The sequence below is a fragment of the Nocardioides coralli genome (assembly GCF_019880385.1).
GTDB classification, from domain to species: domain Bacteria; phylum Actinomycetota; class Actinomycetes; order Propionibacteriales; family Nocardioidaceae; genus Nocardioides; species Nocardioides coralli.
On sequence record NZ_CP082273.1, the window covers coordinates 2,546,337 to 2,564,040 of the forward strand.

A 17,704-nucleotide genomic window follows, 5' to 3' on the forward strand; every position below is an offset into this window, starting at 1 on the left:
CCAGCCGGAGTGACGGCTCGGCGAGGGGCGGGTCAGCTGTGGTCGGGGAACCAGATCTTGATCTCGCGGGTGGCCGACTCTGGGGAGTCCGAGCCGTGCACCAGGTTCTGCTGGACCTTCAGGCCCCAGTCGCGGCCGAGGTCGCCGCGGATCGTGCCCGGGAGCGCGGCGGTCGGGTCCGTGGCACCGGCCAGCGCCCGGAAGCCCTCGATGCAGCGCTCTCCCTCGACCACCATGGCCACGACCGGACCGGAGAGCATGAACTCCACCAGCGGCTCGTAGAACGGCTTGCCCTCGTGCTCCGCGTAGTGCTCGGCGAGCAGCTCCGGTGTCGCCGGCCGCAGCTCGAGGCGAGCCAGCGTGTAGCCCTTCGCCTCGATCCGGCGGAGGACCTCACCGGTGAGTCCACGGCGTACGCCGTCGGGCTTGATCAGGACCAGGGTGCGCTCCACTGCCATGACCGGGAGCGTAGCGATCCCGGCTGTCGGGCACCCACCCGGGATCGGTGCAGAACTCTTGTGCACAGAAGTTGTGCACAGGTACTGTGCACCCATGGTCGACACGATCCGCCTCGACGCCACCGCCCTCCGGGTGCTGGCCCACCCCCTGCGCTCCCGGCTGCTCAGCCAGCTGCGGCTCCACGGTGAGGCGACGGCCACCGAGCTGGCCGACCGCCTGGGCACCAACACCGGCGCCACCAGCTATCACCTCCGCAAGCTCGAGGAGGTCGGGCTCGTGAATGACACCGGGACCGGCGCGGGCAAACGGCGCGTGTGGGAGGCCGCCACCCGCGGGCACGAGTGGGAGCCCAGCGACTTCGCGGGTGATGAGGAGGCCGAGGCGTCGGTCTCCTGGCTCACGCGCCACTACACCGCTGAGCTCGTCGAACGGGCGGAGCTCTTCTTCCAGGCCGAGGCCGGCTGGCCCGCAGCCTGGCGGGACGCCCTGGGCTACGGCGATGACGGACTCCTCCTCACCCCCGAGCAGGCGCGTGAGATGCGCGAGGAGATCCAGGCGGTGCTGCACCGGTTCCGCGACGCCGGCGCCGGCGACCCCCAGGCCGTCCGGGTGATCCACGGGTCGCTCCTCGTCCCGGTCGAGGCGACGTACCAGGCCCCTCAGCGATGAGCGACGTGCTCCCGCCGGCCGCCGCGCGGCGGGTGTTCCTGCTGCTCACCCTGACCCGCTGGTTCCCGGTCGGGCTGGTCGCCAGCCTGATCACCCTGCTGCTGCTCGAGCGCGGCCTCACCATCTCGCAGGCGCTGCTGGCGATCTCCCTGCAGGGATTCGTGGTGCTTGCCCTCGAGCTCCCGACCGGCAGCCTCGCCGACGCACTGGGCCGGCGGCCCGTCCTCATCACCGCGGCCGTCGTCAACGTCGCCTCCGCGGTGGTCATCGTCGTGGCGGACGACCTCTGGCTGTTCGCCGTCGGCGCCGCCCTCATGGGGGTGTTCCGCGCCCTCGACTCCGGCCCGCTCGAGGCCTGGTACGTCGACACCGTCCACGCGACCGAGCCGGGAGCCGACGTCGACGGCACCCTCGCCGCCCAGGGCATGGTGCTGGGGGTCGCGATCGCCGTCGGGTCGGCCCTCGCCGGCGCCCTGGTGTGGTGGGACCCGCTGCCCTTCGGCTCGGCCCTGTTGCTGCCCTTCGTGGCGTGGACGGTCCTCAACGTCGTGCACCTGGTCGTCGTCGTGGCCCTGATGCACGAGCCCCGCACCCAGCCGGGACGCCGGGGCGCGCGGCAGGCGTGGGCGTCGGCGCGACAGGCGCCGGAGGTGGTGCGCGACGGACTGCGGCTGCTGGCCCGCAACCGGGTGCTCCGCGCGCTGGTGCTGGTGGAGGTGTTCTGGTCCACCGGCATGGTGGTGTTCGAGACCTTCCAGCCCGTGCGGCTGGCCGAGCTCGTCGGTGGCGAAGAGCGTGCCGGCGCCCTGATGGGACCGATCGGGGCGGTGGGCTGGGGCGTGTTCGCCCTCGGCTCCGCCCTCGCCGGCCTGCTGAGCGGCCGCTGGGGGGTCGCCCGGACCGCGATCCTCGCCCGTGCCCTCAACGGCGTCGGCGCGGTGGTGATGGGCGTGGTGGCCGGCCCGGTCGCGCTGGTCGCCGCCTACCTGGTCACCTACGGCCTGCACGGCGCCGCGGGCCCCGTCCACGCCTCGCTGCTGCACCGGGAGGCGGAAGCGGCCAACCGGGCCACCGTGCTCTCCATGAACTCCATGCTGGCGATGGGCACGTTCGCGGTCGTGGCCCCGCTCCTCGGCTTCCTGGCCCAGGGCACCAGCACCCAGGTGGCCATGGTGTCAGCCGGCGCGTTCAGCATCCTGGGTGCCGCGCTCTACCTGCCGGCGCTGCGCGCCGAGCGGGAGCGGGCTCAGGGTTCGGTCGTCTCCCCCGCCTCGTAGGCGGCGTACGCCGCGGCGCGCTCGCGCTCGATCCTGCGGCCGAGGAAGTAGGCGGTGGCCCAGAGCGCGCCGAAGATCGCACCGAGGAAGAACATGGCCGGCACCAGCACGCCGACGCCCACCGCGGCGAGCTGGAGCAGCCACCCGGCGACGTACGCCGCCTCGGAGCGGAGCAGTCCCGCGAGCAGCAGGCAGGCAGCCGCGACGCCGAGCCCGACCGCGAGCGCGGTCCCGACCGGTACGCCGCCGAGGGTGATCATGACCGGGGTGGACAGGGCGACGACGATCCCCTCGAGCGCGAGCACGGCGGCGCACATCCCCCGGCGGGGCGAGCGCGTCTGCGGGGCGCTCATGCGCGTCCCTTGAGCATGGTGCGGGCCTCGCCGACAGTCACCACGGACCCGGTGACCAGCACCGCCCCCGAGCCGATGGAGGTCCCGACGGCGGTCCCGGCCTCGGCCAGCGCGGCGGCCCGGTCGATGGCGTCGCCGAGGCGCGGGGCGACCTCGACCCGGTGGTCCCCGAAGATCTCGCGGGCTGCCGCGGCGAGCCGGTCCGCGGGGAGCGCCCGGTCGGTGGAGTTCTGGGTGCAGACGAGGTGGGACAGGTGAGGCTCGAAGGCCGCGAGCACGCCCTCGTGGTCCTTGTCGGCCATCACCCCCATCACCCCGATGAGCGGGTCGAAGGCGAAGGAGTCCTCCAGCGCCGCGGCCGTCGCCGTCGCGCCGGCCGGGTTGTGGGCCGCGTCGAGCACGATGGTGGGAGAGCGCCGTATCACTTCGAGCCGACCGGGTGAGGTGACCTGCGCGAACGCGCCGGCGACCAGCTCGGGATCCAGAGGCCGGTCCGGGACGAACGCCTCGACCGCAGCGAGGGCCGTGGCGGCGTTCTGGGCCTGGTGGGCGCCGTGCAGTGGCAGGAACACGTCGTCGTAGCGCGCGCCGAGACCCTGCAGCGTCATCACCTGTCCGCCGACGGCGGCGGCTCGGGACTCGACGCCGAAGTCGACGCCCTCGCGGACCGGTCGAGCCCCCACCTCGGCGCACCGCCGCAGCAGGACCTCGGCGACGTCCGGCTGCTGCTCGGCGATGACGGCGACGGCGTCGGGCTTGATGATGCCCGCCTTCTCGAGGGCGATGGTGGCGGGAGCGTCGCCGAGGAACTTCGCGTGGTCGACCGCGACCGGCAGCACCACAGCCACGTCGCCGTCGGCCACGTTGGTGGCGTCCCAGGCCCCGCCGAGACCGACCTCGACGACGGCCACGTCGACCGGGGCGTCGGCGAACGCGGCGTACGCCATGCCGACCACCGTCTCGAAGAAGCTGAGCGGGAAGGGCTCGGACCCGTCGACGAGGTGGGTGTAGGGCGCCACGTCGTTGAAGGCGTCGACGAACTCGGCGTCGGTGAGCGGGTGACCGTCGATGCAGATCCGCTCGCTCATCCGCTCCACGTGCGGGCTGGTGAAGCGTCCGGTGCGCAGCTCGAGCGCCCGCAGCAGGGTGTCGATCATCCGCGACGTGGACGTCTTGCCGTTGGTGCCGGTGAGGTGGATGACGCGGTAGGCGCGCTCGGGGTGGCCGAGCAGCTCGGTGAAGGCACGGATCCGGTCCAGGGACGGCTCCAGCCGGGTCTCGGGCCAGCGCGACAGCAGGGCGTCCTCGACCTCGGCGACGTTCTGGGCCAGGCGCGGCGCAGCAGGGGTGTCACTCATCGCGGCCGAGTCTAGGGCGCGACTGCAGGGGTCCACGAACCCGTTGTCGCACGTCAGAGGCCCCGTGCGGTTGGGGACTCCGAGGGTGGGGCACCTAGGCTTTCCCGTTATGAGCGACAGCACTGCGCAGGCAACGACCGCGACGAGCGCCGAGCGGCGCCCGGTCGTCGTACCCGACAAGCCTGCGCTCGAGGGGCTGGAGTCGAAGTGGGCCGAGCAGTGGAAGGCCGACGACACCTACGCCTTCGACCGCTCACAGCCACGCGAGAACGTCTACTCGATCGACACCCCGCCCCCGACGGTCAGCGGCTCGCTCCACGTCGGCCACGTCTTCTCCTACACCCACACCGACCTCGTGGCCCGCTACCAGCGGATGCGCGGCAAGACCGTGTTCTACCCGATGGGCTGGGACGACAACGGCCTGCCCACCGAGCGCCGCGTGCAGAACTACTACGGCGTGCGGTGCGACCCGTCGCTCCCCTACGACCCCGACTTCACGCCGCCCGAGAAGCCGGACCCCAAGAAGCAGGTGCCGGTCTCACGGCCCAACTTCATCGCGCTCTGTGAAGAACTGGTCGAGCAGGACGAGCAGGTCTTCGAGCAGCTCTGGCGCACCCTGGGGCTCTCGGTCGACTGGTCGCAGCACTACACCACCATCGGCGCCGCCGCCCAGACGGTCAGCCAGCGTGCGTTCCTGCGCAACTTCGCCCGCGGCGAGGCCTACCTCTCCGAGGCGCCGACACTGTGGGACGTCACGTTCCAGACCGCCGTGGCCCAGGCCGAGCTCGAGGCCCGTGAGTACGCCGGGCACTACCACCGCATCGCCTTCCGGCGCGCCGACGGCAGCCCGGTGCACATCGAGACCACCCGCCCCGAGCTGATCCCCTGCGTGGTCGCGCTGATCGCGCACCCCGACGACGAGCGGTACGCCGACCTGTTCGGCACCACCGTCGCGTCGCCGGTCTTCGGTGTGGAGATCCCGGTCCTGGCCCACGAGGCCGCGGAGCCGGACAAGGGTGCGGGCATCGCCATGTGCTGCACCTTCGGCGACCTCACCGACGTGATGTGGTGGCGCGAGCTGCAGCTGCCGGTCCGCACGCTGATCGGTCGCGACGGCAGGCTCTCGCGCGAGACGCCCGCCTGGCTCTCCCACGAGCCCGCAGCGGAGGCCTACGAGGACCTCAAGGGCAAGACCGTCTTCTCGGCACGTGAGGCGATGGTGGACAAGCTGCGCGAGGCCGGCGACCTCGACGGCGACCCCACCCCCACGCAGCGGATGGCCAACTTCTACGAGCGGGGCGACAAGCCGCTGGAGATCGTCGCCACCCGGCAGTGGTACATCCGCAACGGCGGCCGCGATGCGGACCTGCGCCGCGAGCTGATCGAGGACGGCGGCCAGATCACGTGGGTCCCCACCCACATGCAGCACCGCTACGACAACTGGGTGGGCGGCCTCAACGGCGACTGGCTGATCTCGCGTCAGCGCTTCTTCGGCATCCCGTTCCCTGTCTGGTACCCCCTCGACGAGGACGGCGAGCCGGACTACGACCACCCGCTCATGCCCAGCGAGGACGAGCTGCCGGTGGACCCGTCGACCGCCGCGCCGCGCGGTTACACCGAGGAGCAGCGCGGCGAGCCCGGCGGCTTCATCGGCGACCCCGACGTGATGGACACGTGGGCCACCTCCTCCCTGACCCCCCACATCGCCGGTGGGTGGGGCACCGACGACGACCTCTTCGAGCGCGTCTTCCCGATGGACCTGTGCACGCAGGGGCACGACATCATCCGCACCTGGCTGTTCGGTCGCGTGGTGCGGGCGCACTTCGAGCACGGCCGGGTCCCGTGGACGCACGCGATGCTGTCCGGCTGGATCCTGGACCCGGACCGCAAGAAGATGTCGAAGTCGAAGGGCAACGTCGTCGTGCCCACCGACATCCTCGAGCGGTTCGGTGCCGATGCGGTCCGGTGGCGGGCGGCAATGGCCCGTCCCGGCCTCGACTCCCCCTTCGACGAGAGCCAGATGAAGGTCGGTCGCCGGCTCGCGATGAAGGTCCTCAACGCTTCCCGGTTCGTGCTGGGCATGGGCGCCACGGAGCTCAACCACGCGGCGGTCTCCGAGCCGGTCGACTGCGCCCTGCTCGGACGGCTCGAGGTCGTCGTCAACCGCGCCACCGAGGCCTTCGACGCCTACGACTACACCACGGCCCTCGAGGTCACCGAGAAGCTGTTCTGGGAGTTCTGCGACGACTACCTGGAGCTCGTGAAGGAACGCGCCTACGGCGATCCCGACGACCGGCGTACGGCGTCGGCGCGCGCCACGCTCGCGATCGCCCTCGAGGTGCAGCTGCGGCTGCTGGCGCCGTTCCTGCCCTACGTGACCGAGGAGGTCTGGTCGTGGTGGCAGGAAGGGTCGATCCACCGGGCGTCGTGGCCGGTGAGCGCCGACCTCGGGGCGGCCGCGGCCGCACCGGCCGCCATGATCGACGCCGTCGCCGCGGCGCTCATCGGGATCCGGGGCGCGAAGTCGCAGGCGAAGGTGTCGATGAAGGCACCGCTGTCGCGCGTGGAGATCTCCGGCCCCGAGGCCCAGGTCCGCCAGGTCGAGCGGGCAGCCGACGACCTGCGGGCCGCCGGCAAGATCAGCGGCGACCTGGTGTTCACGGTGCGCGACGATGCGGAGGGCATCAGCGTCGCCGCCGAGCTCGCCGAGGCAGGCTGAGGTCCACAGCGCTCGGCGGAGCCGGCTGGTAGCTGACGACCGACGTCGGCGCGCGGCTCGCGGTTGTCGGCGGCTCCCTCGTCGCGCGGCTGCCCCCGACCGGTCCTACCCGTCGTCGCGGTCGTCCTCGTCGTCGTGGTCGTCGCGGTCGTCCTCGTCGTCGCGGTCATCCCGGTCGTCGCGGTCGTCCCGGTCCTTGCGGTCGTCCCTCGCGTCCCGGTCACCGCGGTCGCCACCGCCGCCCCGTCCCGCGTTCGGCTGACTCGCGCCGCCCTGCCCCGCACCCTGACCGGCGGTCTTCTGCGGTCCGGCGCTGCCCTGCCCGGCGGTCTGCTGCTGCCCGGGACTCGCCTGACCTGCGTCGTCCTGCTGCGCGGGACTCGGCTGACCGGCGCTGTTCTGACCGGTGGTGTTCTGCCCGGTGCTGCCCTGCCCGGCGCTCTCCTGCTGCCCGGGGTTCGGCTGACCTGCCTCGTCCTGTCCGTCGGCCTCTTGCTCGTCGGAGTCCTGCTCGTCGGAGTCCTGCTCGTCGGAGTCCGGCTCGCTTGCCGGACCGGTGCCACCGACTCCGTCCTCGGTCGGGGTCGGCTCCTCGTCAGACTCGGTCGCGGGGGTGTCCGGCAGGACCGGGTCGCCGGGGTCGCGGTCGGAGCCCTCGGGCATCGGTGCGAGCGGCAGCAGCTCCTCCAGCACCGAGTCGGGCTCGGAGTCGTCGAGCTCTGGACCTCCGTCGGGGGCCACCGGGTCCTCCGGCGCAGGAGCAGGCTGCGGCTGCGGGGCCTGGGGCCCGGGGGACCCCTGGGGGGCCGCCTGGGGGCCTGCTGAGTCCGGGGTGGGCGAGCCTCCGCCGGCTGCGGGCGCCGCGACCGGACCCGAGGGTCCCTTCTCCCCGGTCGGCGCGGCACCCGGAGCCGGCCCCGCGGACGCGTCGGTGCTGCCGGTGGACGGTGGAGCCGCGGCGGCCGGTGCGTCACCGCCGGCCGCGGGTGTGGCGGCGGACGGCGGGGTCGCGGTCGACGCGCCTCCGCCCGGCCCGGAGTCCGGGGAGGCTGCCCCACCTACGCCACCACCGGGTGTGTCCACCAGCCAGTCAGGCGGTCCCGCGACGTCCCTGTCCTGCTCGGACCCGGTCACCGGCGGCTCGCTGGTCGCCTGGCCCGCGCCATCTTGCGCCTCCGTGCCGCTGGGCTCGAGCGTGGCGGCCCCGGGTGTCTCGGACGGCGGATCGGTCGGCGCCGGACTGGTCGTCACCACCTGCGGGGCCTCGGCACTCGGCACCCCCGGCGGCTGCGGTGTGTGGAGCTGCGTGAGCACGAACGCGCACAGCCCGGCCACCATGAAGTAGGCGGCGAGGGGGCGGAGGTGCTGTCGCTGCATGAGGGGGTCCTTCCGAGGCGAGTTCAGTCTCGACCGCCGACACCCCCAGTCCAAGGCGGGCACGCCGAAATGGCCCGAAATGACCAGATGGAATGGTCCGGTCGGTCAGGCCGACTTCTTCTTCTTGGGCTCAGCCGCGCGCGGCACGAGCGTGGGAGCGACCTCGTCGCGCACGACCTCCTCGGTGACCACGACCTTGCCGATGTCGCCACGGGAGGGCACGTCGTACATGACGTGCAGGAGGACCTCCTCGATGATCGCCCGCAGCCCGCGCGCGCCGGTGCCACGCTCCATGGCCTTGTCGGCGATCGCCTTGACCGCGTCCTCGGTGAAGTCGAGCTCGACGCCGTCGAGCTCGAAGAGCTTCTGGTACTGCTTGACCAGGGCGTTGCGTGGCTCGGTGAGGATCTGGACCAGGGCCTCCTGGTCGAGCTTGCTGACACTGGCGATGAGCGGGAGCCGCCCGATGAACTCGGGGATCAGCCCGAACTTGGTGAGGTCCTCGGGGCGCACGTGGGTCAGCAGGTCCTCGGCCTCGCGCTCCGCGGCTCCGCGCACTTCGGCGGTGAAGCCCAGCGTCTTCTTGCCGACCCGCTGCTCGATGATGTGCTCGAGCCCGGCGAAGGCCCCACCCACCACGAACAGGATGTTGGTGGTGTCGATCTGGATGAACTCCTGGTGGGGGTGCTTGCGACCACCCTGCGGCGGCACCGAGGCGGTGGTGCCCTCGATGATCTTGAGCAGCGCCTGCTGCACCCCCTCACCCGACACGTCGCGGGTGATCGAGGGGTTCTCGGCCTTGCGGGCCACCTTGTCGATCTCGTCGATGTAGATGATCCCGGTCTCGGCCTTCTTGACGTCGTAGTCGGCCGCCTGGATCAGCTTGAGCAGGATGTTCTCGACGTCCTCGCCGACGTAGCCCGCCTCGGTGAGCGCCGTCGCGTCGGCGATGGCGAACGGGACGTTGAGCATGCGCGCCAGGGTCTGGGCCAGGTAGGTCTTGCCGCAGCCGGTCGGGCCGATGATGAGGATGTTGGACTTGGCGACCTCGACCGACTCCTCCTTGGCGTGCTTGCCCACCGTCGGCTGCAGCCCGGCCTGGACCCGCTTGTAGTGGTTGTAGACCGCCACGGCGAGCGACTTCTTGGCCTGCTCCTGGCCGATGACGTAGGAGTTGAGGAAGTCGAAGATCTCGCGGGGCTTGGGCAGCTCCTCGAGGCTGACCTCACCGCCCTCGCTGAGCTCCTCCTCGATGATCTCGTTGCAGAGGTCGATGCACTCGTCGCAGATGTAGACGCCGGGGCCGGCGATGAGCTTCTTGACCTGCTTCTGGCTCTTGCCGCAGAAGGAGCACTTCAGCAGGTCGCCGCCGTCACCGATGCGTGCCACAGCCCATCACCCTCCGGTCCGTCCGGCGCTCAGGGGTCGCGCCGGCTTCGTCCACATTCTCCCGCCCCCGCGAACGGGGGCCAGACGACGGTACCCCGTGCCGCCCTCCGAGGGGGGCTGACACGAGGAACTCGTCGTGTCGTCTCATGCCAGCGCGGGTGCACCCTTGCGCGGCTGGATCACCGCGTCGACCAAGCCGTACTCGACGGCCTGCTCGGCGGTGAGGATCTTGTCGCGCTCGATGTCGCGGCTGACCTGGTCGCGGTCGCGGCCGCTGTGGTCGGCGATCATCTTCTCCAGCAGCTCGCGCATGCGCAGGATCTCGTTGGCCTGGATCTCGATGTCGGAGGTCTGGCCGAACGTGCCCTCGGTGTAGGGCTGGTGGATCAGGATCCGGCTGTTGGGGAGGGCGGTGCGCTTGCCCGCCGCCCCGGCCGCGAGCAGGATCGCGGCCGCGGAGGCCGCCTGGCCGATGCAGACCGTCTGCACGTCGGGCTTGATGAAGTTCATCGTGTCGTAGATCGCCGTGAGGGCCGTGAACGAGCCGCCGGGGCTGTTGATGTAGATCTGCACGTCCTGGTCGGGGTTCATCGACTCCAGGCACATCAGCTGGGCGATGACCGCGTTGGCGACGTCGTCGGAGATCGGCGTCCCGAGGTAGATGATGCGGTCCTCGAAGAGCTTGGCGTAGGGGTCGATGCGGCGGAACCCGTAGGAGGTCCGCTCCTCCCACTGGGGGATGTAGTAGTTCATGGTTTCAGTCCTTCTCGTGGGCCGGGCGACCCTCGTCGGCGGCCTCGCGGGCGCTGGTGATGACCTGGTCGATGAAGCCGTAGTCGCGGGCCTCGTCGGCGGTGAACCAGCGGTCGCGGTCGGCGTCGGTCGTCACCTGCTCCAGGTCCTGGCCGGTGTGACGGGCGATCAGCTCGAGCAGCACCTGCTTGAGGTGGAGCGACTGCTGGGCCTGGATCTTGATGTCGGAGGCGGAGCCACCCATCCCCGAGGACGGCTGGTGCATCATGATCCGCGCGTGGGGCAGGGCGTAGCGCTTGCCCTTGGCGCCGGCGCAGAGCAGGAACTGGCCCATCGAGGCGGCCAGGCCCATGCCGACCGTGGCGACGTCGTTGGGGATGTAGTTCATGGTGTCGTAGATCGCCATGCCGGCGTCGACGGACCCACCGGGGCTGTTGATGTGGAGGAAGATGTCGGCGTCGGGATCCTCCGCGGACAGCAGCAGCAGCTGGGCGCAGATGGCGTTGGCGTTCTGGTCGCGGACCTCCGAGCCGAGGAAGACGATCCGCTCGCGCAGCAGCCGCTGGTAGATGTGGTCGTCGAGCCCGTACATCGAGGCGCCGGCGCCGTTGGCCTCCGGGGAGAGCGAGGGGCTGGGGTTCTGGTTCACGACTGCGACCCTAGCCGCAAGGTCTGACTCTTCCACGGGCATCCGGCCGCTGTTCGCGCACAGCGGACGTTCCCCGCGCAGCGGCGCCCGAGGAACGAGGGCGGCGCGTGGGCGCGGGGAGGTCGAGCAAGGCCCGCGACCGAGGCACGAGGTCGCGACGGCCGCGTCGAAACCGGAGGAGCACCTGGAGGGTCACAGGTGGTCTCGACAAGCCCGACCAACGCGGGGTCTCGACAAGCCCGACCAACGCGGGGTCTCGACAAGCTCGACCAACGTGAGGTCTCGACAGGCTCGACCAGCGCAGCCCTCACGCCAGCCAGCGGACCAGCGCGCCTTCCACGTCCGGGTGGTTGAGCAGGTCGAAGTGACCGGCCCGCGGCACGTGCAGCACCTCGGCGCCGGGGAAGAGGTCGACCGGCCCGACCCGGCCGTACGCCGACGGCACCCGCACCAGGCCGTCGCCCAGCCAAGCCCCGACCGGGTGCCGCGGCGTCCGGGTCAGCGTGGCCGAGACCAGGCGGTAGCGCGCGTGCGGCAGGGCCGGCACGTCCTCAGCCAGCCCGTCGACGAGGTCCTGCACGCCCACCGACCGCCAGTCGAGGACGCGACCGAACGCCGCGGACTCCGGGAAGCGCGCCAGCAGCCCGCTGCCGGTTGCGACCTGCCCGGCCAGGGGGGCGCCGAGGTGGGGCGTGCCGAGGGTGACCACGTCGGTCACCAGGGACGTCCACGCCGGTTCGCGGCCGGTGGCGACGGCTGCGGCCGCCCGCACCACCAGACCGCCGAGCGAGTGCCCGACCAGCACCAGCCGCGTGACCGGTTCCGGCCACTGCGTCACCAGCTCGTCGAGCAGCGCGGCGAGCGCGACCCCGTTCTCACGCAGCGGCAGGCCCGTGTTGGCGCGCAGGAAGACCGGGCTCCACCCCCGGCGGGCGAGCGTCTCGCCGTACGTGGTCCCACGGTCGCGGCGGCCCCTGTCCCAGTGGGACTCGTTCTCGCACAGCCCGTGCAGGAAGACCGCCACCTGGCCGTTCGCGTCGGGGAAGGCTGCAGCGAGCGAGCCTCGGTCGAGGCCGACGTCGGCGCCGGCGCGCCGCACGGCCAGGGGGATGGCCATCCGGGGCCGCTCCCGCTCGAGGCGGTCGCCGACCAACCCGTTGACGGCTGAGGCCAGGAACCGTCCTCGGGGGTCCTGGTCGAGGGCCGGCCCCCACCCGCGGTCAGCGGCCGCGCCGAGCCCCCGCGACGTCGCCCGGAACGCGACGCCGAGGCCGCCGTAGACACCGGCCGCGATGCCCCGGTGGAGCAGCTCGGCCGGGCCGGGCCGCGCGCCCGGTCGCCGACGACGTACGCCGTGGGCACGATCGAGCCAGGCCAGGTGGGTGTCCCGGACCGAGCTCACGACGAGCTGGTCGGCCACGTCGGCGACCAGCGCGAGCGCGTCGGCCACACCCGGACCACTGCGACCCATGCGGACACGCTATCAAGGTCAGTGCACACACGTACTCTGACAAGCGAGTCGTCCTCTCCGATGAGTCCTCGGGGGTGCGAGGGTCGTTCTGCGCACGAGACGCGTGACCAGTGAGGAGACCGGGCCGATGTCACCGAAGGATCAGCGGCGCAGCACCGGACCCGGCCGACCTCGTCGGGACCGTCCGAGCAGCTCGTTGCGTGGGGGCCTGTGGCTACCGCTCTTCGACGAGCTGGCGGATCCGCGGTTGGTCGCCGCCCTGGCGGTCGAGGCCGAGGCCGCCGGGTGGCACGGCTTCATTCGTCTGGGACCACCTGCGCTGGGAGCGACCGGTCCGCGACGTGGCCGACCCGTGGATCTCCCTGGCCGCGGTCGCCACGGCCACGGAGGCGATCCGGTTCGGGCCGATGGTCACGCCGCTGGCACGTCGGCGCCCGCTGAAGGTCGCCCGCGAGACCGTCACCCTCGATGGGCTCGGGAGCGGCCGTCTCGTGCTCGGGGTGGGCCTGGGCGACGACCGCTTCGGGCGCGAGTTCGCCAGCACCGGGGAGTGCACCGACCCGCGCGGGCGGGCGCGGATGCTGGACGAGTCACTCGACGTGCTCGCGGCCGCTTGGTCCGGCGAGCCCGTGCACCACCACGGGGAGCACTACCGGATCGACGGCGTCGAGATCCGCCCGCTCCCCCATCGTCGCGAAGGGATCCCCGTCTGGGTCGCGGGGTCTGCCGGTCGACGGAAACCGCTGCAGCGGGCGGCTCGCCACCAGGGCTACGTGCCGGTCAACATCGAGCACCCCGACCAGCTGGCCGAGTCCGTCGCCGCGATCGACGACCTGCGCGGGCGCCCGGACGAGCCGTACGACGTGGCGGTCGGTCTGCCCGTGTCGAGCGACCCGCGCCGGTTCGCCTCGGCCGGAGCTACCTGGTGGCTGACCGAGCTCGACCCCACGTCGGTGACCCCCGACCTGGTGCGCGGTGTCATCCGCGACGGACCCCGGTCGGACTGACGGACCCGTTCCGGACGCACGAGCGCCCCGCACCGGTGGGTGCGGGGCGCTCGACGACGTGAGCCGTCAGGCCTGCTCGGCGGGCTCCGGAGTCGCCTCGTCGGCCTCGTCGGCAGCCGCCTCCGGCTCGCCGATCGTGCCGTCGGGCTGCAGGTTCTTCAGCTCCACCACGTTGCCCGAGGCGTCCTTGACGACTGCGCTCTCGACGACGGTGGCCAGCGCCTTGCCGCGCAGCACCTCCTGGACGAGCTCCGGGATGTGGTTGTGCTCGAACATGTGGTTCGCGAACTCCTGCGGGTCCTGGCCGGACTGCTGGGCCCGGCGGACCAGGTGCTGGGAGAGCTCGTTCTGGTCGACGCCGAGCTCCTCCCTCTTGGCGATCGCGTCGAGCAGGAACTGCGCCGTGATGGCGTCACGGGTACGTCGCTCGAGCTCGGCCTCGAACTCCTCGACGGTCTGCTTCTCGTCCTCGAGGTACTTCTCCATCGTGAGGCCGGCGTACATCAGCTGCTGCTCGACCTGCTGGCGACGGGAGTTGAGCTCGTCGGTCACGATGCCCTCGGGCAGCGGCACCTCGACCTTGTCGAGGAGCACCTCGAGCACGGCGTCGCGCGCGGCCGCGGCCTGCTCGAGGCGCTTGCCCCGGCCCAGCCGCTCACGGACGTCGTCCTGCAGCTCGGCCACGGTGTCGAACTCGCTGGCCATCTGGGCGAACTCGTCGTCCAGCTCCGGCAGCTCCTGCTGCTGGACCTTGGTCACGGCGACCGCGACCTCGACGTCCTCGCCGACGAGGTCGCCGCCGACCAGCTGCGAGGTGAAGGTCTTCTCGTCACCCGCGGCCATGCCGACCAGGGCCTCGTCGAGGCCGTCGAGCATGCCGCCGCGGCCGACCTGGTAGGACATGCCGGAGACCTCGGCACCCTCGACGACCTCGCCGTCCTTGGTGGCCTCGAGGTCGATGACCACGAAGTCACCGTCGGCAGCCGCGCGGTCGACGTCGAGCAGGGTGGCGAACCGCTCGCGCAGCGCCTGCACCTGCTCCTCGACGTCGGCGTCGGTCATCTCGACGTCGTCGACCTGGGCCTCGAGACCCTCGTAGTCGGGGACCGTGATCTCGGGCTTCACGTCGACCTCGGCGGTGAACTCGAGCACGTCGTCGTCCTCGAGCTTGGTCACCTCGATCTCGGGCTGGGCCAGCGGCTCGAGGGAGTTCTCCTGCAGCGCCTCGATGTACTTCTGCGGGAGGACGTCGTTGATCGCCTGGTCCAGGACCGCACCCCGGCCGACCTGCTTGTCGATCAGGCTGGGCGGCACCTTGCCGCGGCGGAAGCCGGGGACGTTGATCTGCTGGGCGATCTTGCGGTAGGCCGCGTCGAGGCTCGGCTTGAGCTCCTCGAAGGGCACCTCGACGGTCAGCTTGGCCCGGGTCGGGCTCAAGGTCTCGACGGCGCTCTTCACCGGTTGTCTCCTCTGTCGTGTCGTCGTGGTCCTGCTGCGGGCGTGGCCAGGGGTCGACCACAGGAGTCGGGGCGACAGGACTCGAACCTGCGATCTCCTGCTCCCAAAGCAGGCGCGCTAGCCACTACGCTACGCCCCGCCAAGTGGGCCCCTCGGCCGGCGCCGGTGACCCCTTGGAGCGGATGACGGGAATCGAACCCGCGTAGCCAGTTTGGAAGACTGGGGCTCTACCATTGAGCTACATCCGCACGCTCACCCCGCCGCAGCGAATTGGGCGCAGGCCATCGTGCCACAGAGGGCCACGGCCCCCGAAACCGACGGCCTTCAGCGGCGGTAGACCAGCGCGAGCGCCCGGTCGTCGTAGCGCGACCCGAGGGCGCGGATGAGCCGCTCGGCTCCCCCCTCGAAGTCGCCCCGGAGCAGCTGGTCGGCCTGACCCAGCATCCGGTCGATGCCGAGGTTCATGTCCTTGTCGGGGGTCTCGACCAGGCCGTCGGTGTAGAGCAGGATCGCGTCGCCCGACCGCAGCACGCCCTCGGTCACGGGGAAGTCGGTGGTGTCGAGCAGACCGAGGGCAGGGCCGGGATCGGACCGGAGCGACCACCGTCCGGACCCGGCGGCGCGGTGGGCCGCGGGCGGGTGGCCCGCGCTGCGCATCTCGTAGGCGCCGGTGGTGAGGTCGAGGGAGAGGTGGATCGCCGTGGCGAACCCCTCCTCCCAGTCCTGGCGGAGCAGGTAGTCGTTGGCAGCCGGCAGGAACTCCGCGGGCGGCAGGGCACCGATCAGGCCGCCGAGCGCACCGGCCAGCAGCAGGGCCCGGGTGCCGGCCTCCTCGCCCTTGCCCGAGACGTCGACCACCGCGACCTCGAGCCGGGTGTCGTCCTTGGGGCGTACGGCGACCATGAAGTCGCCCGCGAACGGAGTGCCCCCGGCCGACCGCAGCGCGGTCTCGGCGTGGAAGCCCAGCGGCAGCGGCGGGATGCTGCTCTGGCTGAGGATGCGGTCGCGGAGGTCGACCAGCATCGACTCGCCCTGCGCACCTCCCACACCGAGCCGGCTCCGCCGGAACGAGGTCAGCAGGATGATGAAGCCGGCGGCGAAGATGACGCCGATGGCGGCCACGAGTCGGGGATTGATCTCGGGCTGCCGCGCCAGCAGCAGCACCAGCAGGAGCAGCAGGAAGACGACGAACCACGGCAGCGGCCGGGGTCCGAGGTTGAGGCTGCCGAGCAGCATCGGGAGGATCAGCAGCGTCAGCGGGGCGTAGCTGGGCAGGAACCACACCAGGACCGCGATGACGAGCGAGAACACGACCAGCAGGCGCAGCGTCCGGGCTTCGGGGGAGCTGCTGCGGCGCAGGAACGCTCGCGCGGAGCGGGACCGCACCCGCGGTCCTGACGTCTGACTCATCGCTGGGTCACTGTACGGCTCGGGAACGGAACGCGGGCTGACATCGCGGACACCAGAAGATGTTTCGTCCGGCGAGGACTTCGGTGCGGACCGCGCGCCCGCAGACCAGGCAGGGCTGGCCGGTGCGTCGGTAGACGTAGACCTCTCCCCCGTGGTCGTCCTCACGCGGCGCGCGTCCCATCGCCTGGGGGGTGTGCTCCGGGCGGACGGTGTCGATCCGTCCGAGCCGGACGCCCTCGGCCATCAGCTCGACGAGGTCCTGCCACATCGCGCGCCACTGGCCCACCCGCAGCGACCGGCCGGGCCGCAGCGGGTGGATCCGGCCGCGGAACAGCGCCTCGGCCCTGTATACGTTGCCGACACCTGCGACGATCGCCTGATCGAGGAGCAGGTCGCCGATGGGGCGGTCGCTGCGCCGGATCCGCTGCCAGGCGCGGTCGGGGTCGGCGTCGGCGCGCAGCGGGTCTGCCCCGAGGCCGGCCACCACCTCGTCGCGGCGCGCCGGCCCCACGAGGTCGCAGCGGGTCGCGCCGCGGAGATCGGCGTAGGACGCCCCGTCGGGGTGGTCGGCCACCAGCCGCAGCCGGACCTGGCCGACCGGCGCGGGGACCTCCGCGACGCCCGCGCGCACGTCGAAGCTGCCGATCAGCCCGAGGTGGACGTGGACGAACCGGTCCCCCGCCAGCTCGACGAACAGGTGCTTGCCGGCCGACTCGGCACCGACGAGCACGGAGCCGTCGAGCTGCGCGGCGTCGGCCGCGAACCGTCCCTGCGGGCTGGAGACCCGGACAGGGCGACCGGCGAAGGCACCGGTGATGTCGGCGGCGAGACGGGCGAGGGTGTGTCCCTCAGGCATGACCCTGCGCCGAGGCGGGCAGCGGCGGCAGGTCGCCCGAGGTCTCGTACGCCGCGAGCTGCCCGATCCGGCGCACGTGGCGCTCGTCGCCGGAGAACGGGGTGGCCAGGAAGACCTCGACGAAGCGGGTCATCTCCTCGAGGCTGTGGAGCCGCCCGCCGACCGAGATCACCGTGGCGTCATTGTGCTCCCGCGCCAGGACCGCGGTTTCCTCCGACCACACCAAGGCACACCGCACGCCCGCCACCTTGTTGGCGGCCATCTGCTCGCCGTTGCCGGAGCCGCCGATCACGACGCCCATGCTGTCGTCGCCGGCGGCCCGCTCGTCGGCGACCGCCGCCGCGGCGCGCAGACAGAAGACCGGGTAGTCGTCCTGGGCGTCGTAGACGAAGGGACCGTGGTCGACGGGCTCGTGGCCGTGGTCGGCGAGCCAGCGCCGCAGGTGGTCCTTGAGGTCGAGGCCGGCGTGGTCGGAGCCGAGGTGGACGCGCATGCGCGG

Annotated in this window: 16 protein-coding genes and 2 tRNA genes; 4 read left to right on the forward strand and 14 right to left on the reverse strand. The window is 72.0% G+C overall.

Going from position 1 to position 17,704, the window contains the following annotated elements:
• Positions 1–32: 32 nt before the first annotated feature.
• On the reverse strand, positions 33–458 hold the full coding sequence (gene ndk, locus K6T13_RS12405; protein WP_222894876.1) for a nucleoside-diphosphate kinase: 426 nt from the start codon (positions 456–458) through the stop codon (positions 33–35).
• Between the two features lie 94 nt (positions 459–552).
• Here ndk and K6T13_RS12410 point away from each other — a divergent pair, with 94 nt between their 5' ends.
• On the forward strand, positions 553–1,128 hold the full coding sequence (locus K6T13_RS12410; RefSeq protein ID WP_222894877.1) for an ArsR/SmtB family transcription factor: 576 nt from the start codon (positions 553–555) through the stop codon (positions 1,126–1,128).
• Positions 1,125–2,405, forward strand: a complete 1,281-nt coding sequence (locus K6T13_RS12415) for an MFS transporter (protein WP_222894878.1) — start codon at positions 1,125–1,127, stop codon at positions 2,403–2,405. Before K6T13_RS12410 ends, K6T13_RS12415 begins: the two co-directional genes overlap by 4 nt.
• On the opposite strand, the gene K6T13_RS12420 is transcribed toward K6T13_RS12415, so the two are convergent.
• Both K6T13_RS12420 and K6T13_RS12425 read right to left on the reverse strand, forming a co-directional pair.
• Complete coding sequence (locus K6T13_RS12420) at positions 2,375–2,758, reverse strand: DUF4233 domain-containing protein (RefSeq protein ID WP_249423767.1); 384 nt, start codon at positions 2,756–2,758, stop codon at positions 2,375–2,377. The two genes, K6T13_RS12415 and K6T13_RS12420, sit on opposite strands and share 31 nt — an antisense overlap.
• Positions 2,755–4,116 carry a bifunctional folylpolyglutamate synthase/dihydrofolate synthase gene (locus K6T13_RS12425; protein ID WP_222894879.1) on the reverse strand — a complete coding sequence of 454 codons (1,362 nt, stop codon included), beginning with the start codon at positions 4,114–4,116 and terminating at the stop codon, positions 2,755–2,757. The genes K6T13_RS12420 and K6T13_RS12425 overlap by 4 nt, the downstream gene beginning before the upstream one ends.
• A gap of 109 nt (positions 4,117–4,225) precedes the next feature.
• Between K6T13_RS12425 and valS the strand changes: the two genes are divergently transcribed.
• Positions 4,226–6,835 (forward strand): valine--tRNA ligase, encoded by a 2,610-nt coding sequence (gene valS, locus K6T13_RS12430; RefSeq protein WP_222894880.1) that lies wholly within the window; start codon positions 4,226–4,228, stop codon positions 6,833–6,835.
• Between the two features lie 105 nt (positions 6,836–6,940).
• On the opposite strand, the gene K6T13_RS12435 is transcribed toward valS, so the two are convergent.
• The 5 genes from K6T13_RS12435 to K6T13_RS12455 all read right to left on the reverse strand — a co-directional run bounded on the left by K6T13_RS12435 (position 6,941) and on the right by K6T13_RS12455 (position 12,474).
• On the reverse strand, positions 6,941–8,212 hold the full coding sequence (locus K6T13_RS12435; protein WP_222894881.1) for a hypothetical protein: 1,272 nt from the start codon (positions 8,210–8,212) through the stop codon (positions 6,941–6,943).
• A gap of 105 nt (positions 8,213–8,317) precedes the next feature.
• Positions 8,318–9,601, reverse strand: a complete 1,284-nt coding sequence (gene clpX, locus K6T13_RS12440) for an ATP-dependent Clp protease ATP-binding subunit ClpX (RefSeq protein WP_222894882.1) — start codon at positions 9,599–9,601, stop codon at positions 8,318–8,320.
• A gap of 144 nt (positions 9,602–9,745) precedes the next feature.
• Entirely contained in the window at positions 9,746–10,354 is a 609-nt protein-coding gene (locus K6T13_RS12445) for an ATP-dependent Clp protease proteolytic subunit (RefSeq protein ID WP_222894883.1), read from the reverse strand.
• 4 nt (positions 10,355–10,358) lie between these two features.
• Complete coding sequence (locus K6T13_RS12450; RefSeq protein WP_222898282.1) at positions 10,359–10,946, reverse strand: ATP-dependent Clp protease proteolytic subunit; 588 nt, start codon at positions 10,944–10,946, stop codon at positions 10,359–10,361.
• A 364-nt stretch (positions 10,947–11,310) separates the two neighbouring features.
• Positions 11,311–12,474 (reverse strand): esterase/lipase family protein, encoded by a 1,164-nt coding sequence (locus K6T13_RS12455; protein ID WP_222894884.1) that lies wholly within the window; start codon positions 12,472–12,474, stop codon positions 11,311–11,313.
• Positions 12,475–12,674: 200 nt separating this feature from the next.
• On the opposite strand from K6T13_RS12455, the gene K6T13_RS12460 reads away from it, so the two are divergent.
• The gene (locus K6T13_RS12460) at positions 12,675–13,481 is read left to right on the forward strand and encodes an LLM class flavin-dependent oxidoreductase (RefSeq protein ID WP_283247923.1); all 807 of its coding nucleotides are present in this window, start codon (positions 12,675–12,677) and stop codon (positions 13,479–13,481) included.
• 66 nt (positions 13,482–13,547) lie between these two features.
• Here the strand turns inward: K6T13_RS12460 and tig are convergent, their stop codons facing one another.
• From tig to K6T13_RS12490, 6 genes are all read right to left on the reverse strand, one after another.
• Entirely contained in the window at positions 13,548–14,939 is a 1,392-nt protein-coding gene (gene tig, locus K6T13_RS12465; RefSeq protein WP_222894886.1) for a trigger factor, read from the reverse strand.
• A 66-nt stretch (positions 14,940–15,005) separates the two neighbouring features.
• A tRNA-Pro gene (locus K6T13_RS12470) sits at positions 15,006–15,078 on the reverse strand.
• Positions 15,079–15,113: 35 nt separating this feature from the next.
• A tRNA-Gly gene (locus K6T13_RS12475) sits at positions 15,114–15,187 on the reverse strand.
• Positions 15,188–15,263: 76 nt separating this feature from the next.
• Positions 15,264–16,349: a PP2C family protein-serine/threonine phosphatase gene (locus tag K6T13_RS12480; RefSeq protein ID WP_222894887.1), complete on the reverse strand. Its 1,086-nt coding sequence runs from the start codon at positions 16,347–16,349 to the stop codon at positions 15,264–15,266.
• A 7-nt stretch (positions 16,350–16,356) separates the two neighbouring features.
• On the reverse strand, positions 16,357–17,205 hold the full coding sequence (locus tag K6T13_RS12485) for an Fpg/Nei family DNA glycosylase (RefSeq protein ID WP_222894888.1): 849 nt from the start codon (positions 17,203–17,205) through the stop codon (positions 16,357–16,359).
• The gene (locus K6T13_RS12490; protein WP_222894889.1) at positions 17,198–17,698 is read right to left on the reverse strand and encodes a ribose-5-phosphate isomerase; all 501 of its coding nucleotides are present in this window, start codon (positions 17,696–17,698) and stop codon (positions 17,198–17,200) included. Before K6T13_RS12490 ends, K6T13_RS12485 begins: the two co-directional genes overlap by 8 nt.
• Positions 17,699–17,704: the final 6 nt, after the last annotated feature.

Excerpts from the sequence above, each read along its gene's own strand:
- ndk (WP_222894876.1), bottom strand. The coding sequence starts at position 458 with ATGGCAGTGGAGCGCACCCTGGTCCTGATCAAGCCCGACGGCGTACGC.
- K6T13_RS12410 (WP_222894877.1), top strand. The coding sequence starts at position 553 with ATGGTCGACACGATCCGCCTCGACGCCACCGCCCTCCGGGTGCTGGCC.
- K6T13_RS12415 (WP_222894878.1), top strand. The coding sequence starts at position 1,125 with ATGAGCGACGTGCTCCCGCCGGCCGCCGCGCGGCGGGTGTTCCTGCTG.
- K6T13_RS12420 (WP_249423767.1), bottom strand. The coding sequence starts at position 2,758 with ATGAGCGCCCCGCAGACGCGCTCGCCCCGCCGGGGGATGTGCGCCGCC.
- K6T13_RS12425 (WP_222894879.1), bottom strand. The coding sequence starts at position 4,116 with ATGAGTGACACCCCTGCTGCGCCGCGCCTGGCCCAGAACGTCGCCGAG.
- valS (WP_222894880.1), top strand. The coding sequence starts at position 4,226 with ATGAGCGACAGCACTGCGCAGGCAACGACCGCGACGAGCGCCGAGCGG.
- K6T13_RS12435 (WP_222894881.1), bottom strand. The coding sequence starts at position 8,212 with ATGCAGCGACAGCACCTCCGCCCCCTCGCCGCCTACTTCATGGTGGCC.
- K6T13_RS12445 (WP_222894883.1), bottom strand. The coding sequence starts at position 10,354 with ATGAACTACTACATCCCCCAGTGGGAGGAGCGGACCTCCTACGGGTTC.
- K6T13_RS12450 (WP_222898282.1), bottom strand. The coding sequence starts at position 10,946 with ATGTACGGGCTCGACGACCACATCTACCAGCGGCTGCTGCGCGAGCGG.
- K6T13_RS12455 (WP_222894884.1), bottom strand. The coding sequence starts at position 12,474 with ATGGGTCGCAGTGGTCCGGGTGTGGCCGACGCGCTCGCGCTGGTCGCC.
- K6T13_RS12480 (WP_222894887.1), bottom strand. The coding sequence starts at position 16,349 with ATGAGTCAGACGTCAGGACCGCGGGTGCGGTCCCGCTCCGCGCGAGCG.
- K6T13_RS12485 (WP_222894888.1), bottom strand. The coding sequence starts at position 17,205 with ATGCCTGAGGGACACACCCTCGCCCGTCTCGCCGCCGACATCACCGGT.
- K6T13_RS12490 (WP_222894889.1), bottom strand. The coding sequence starts at position 17,698 with ATGCGCGTCCACCTCGGCTCCGACCACGCCGGCCTCGACCTCAAGGAC.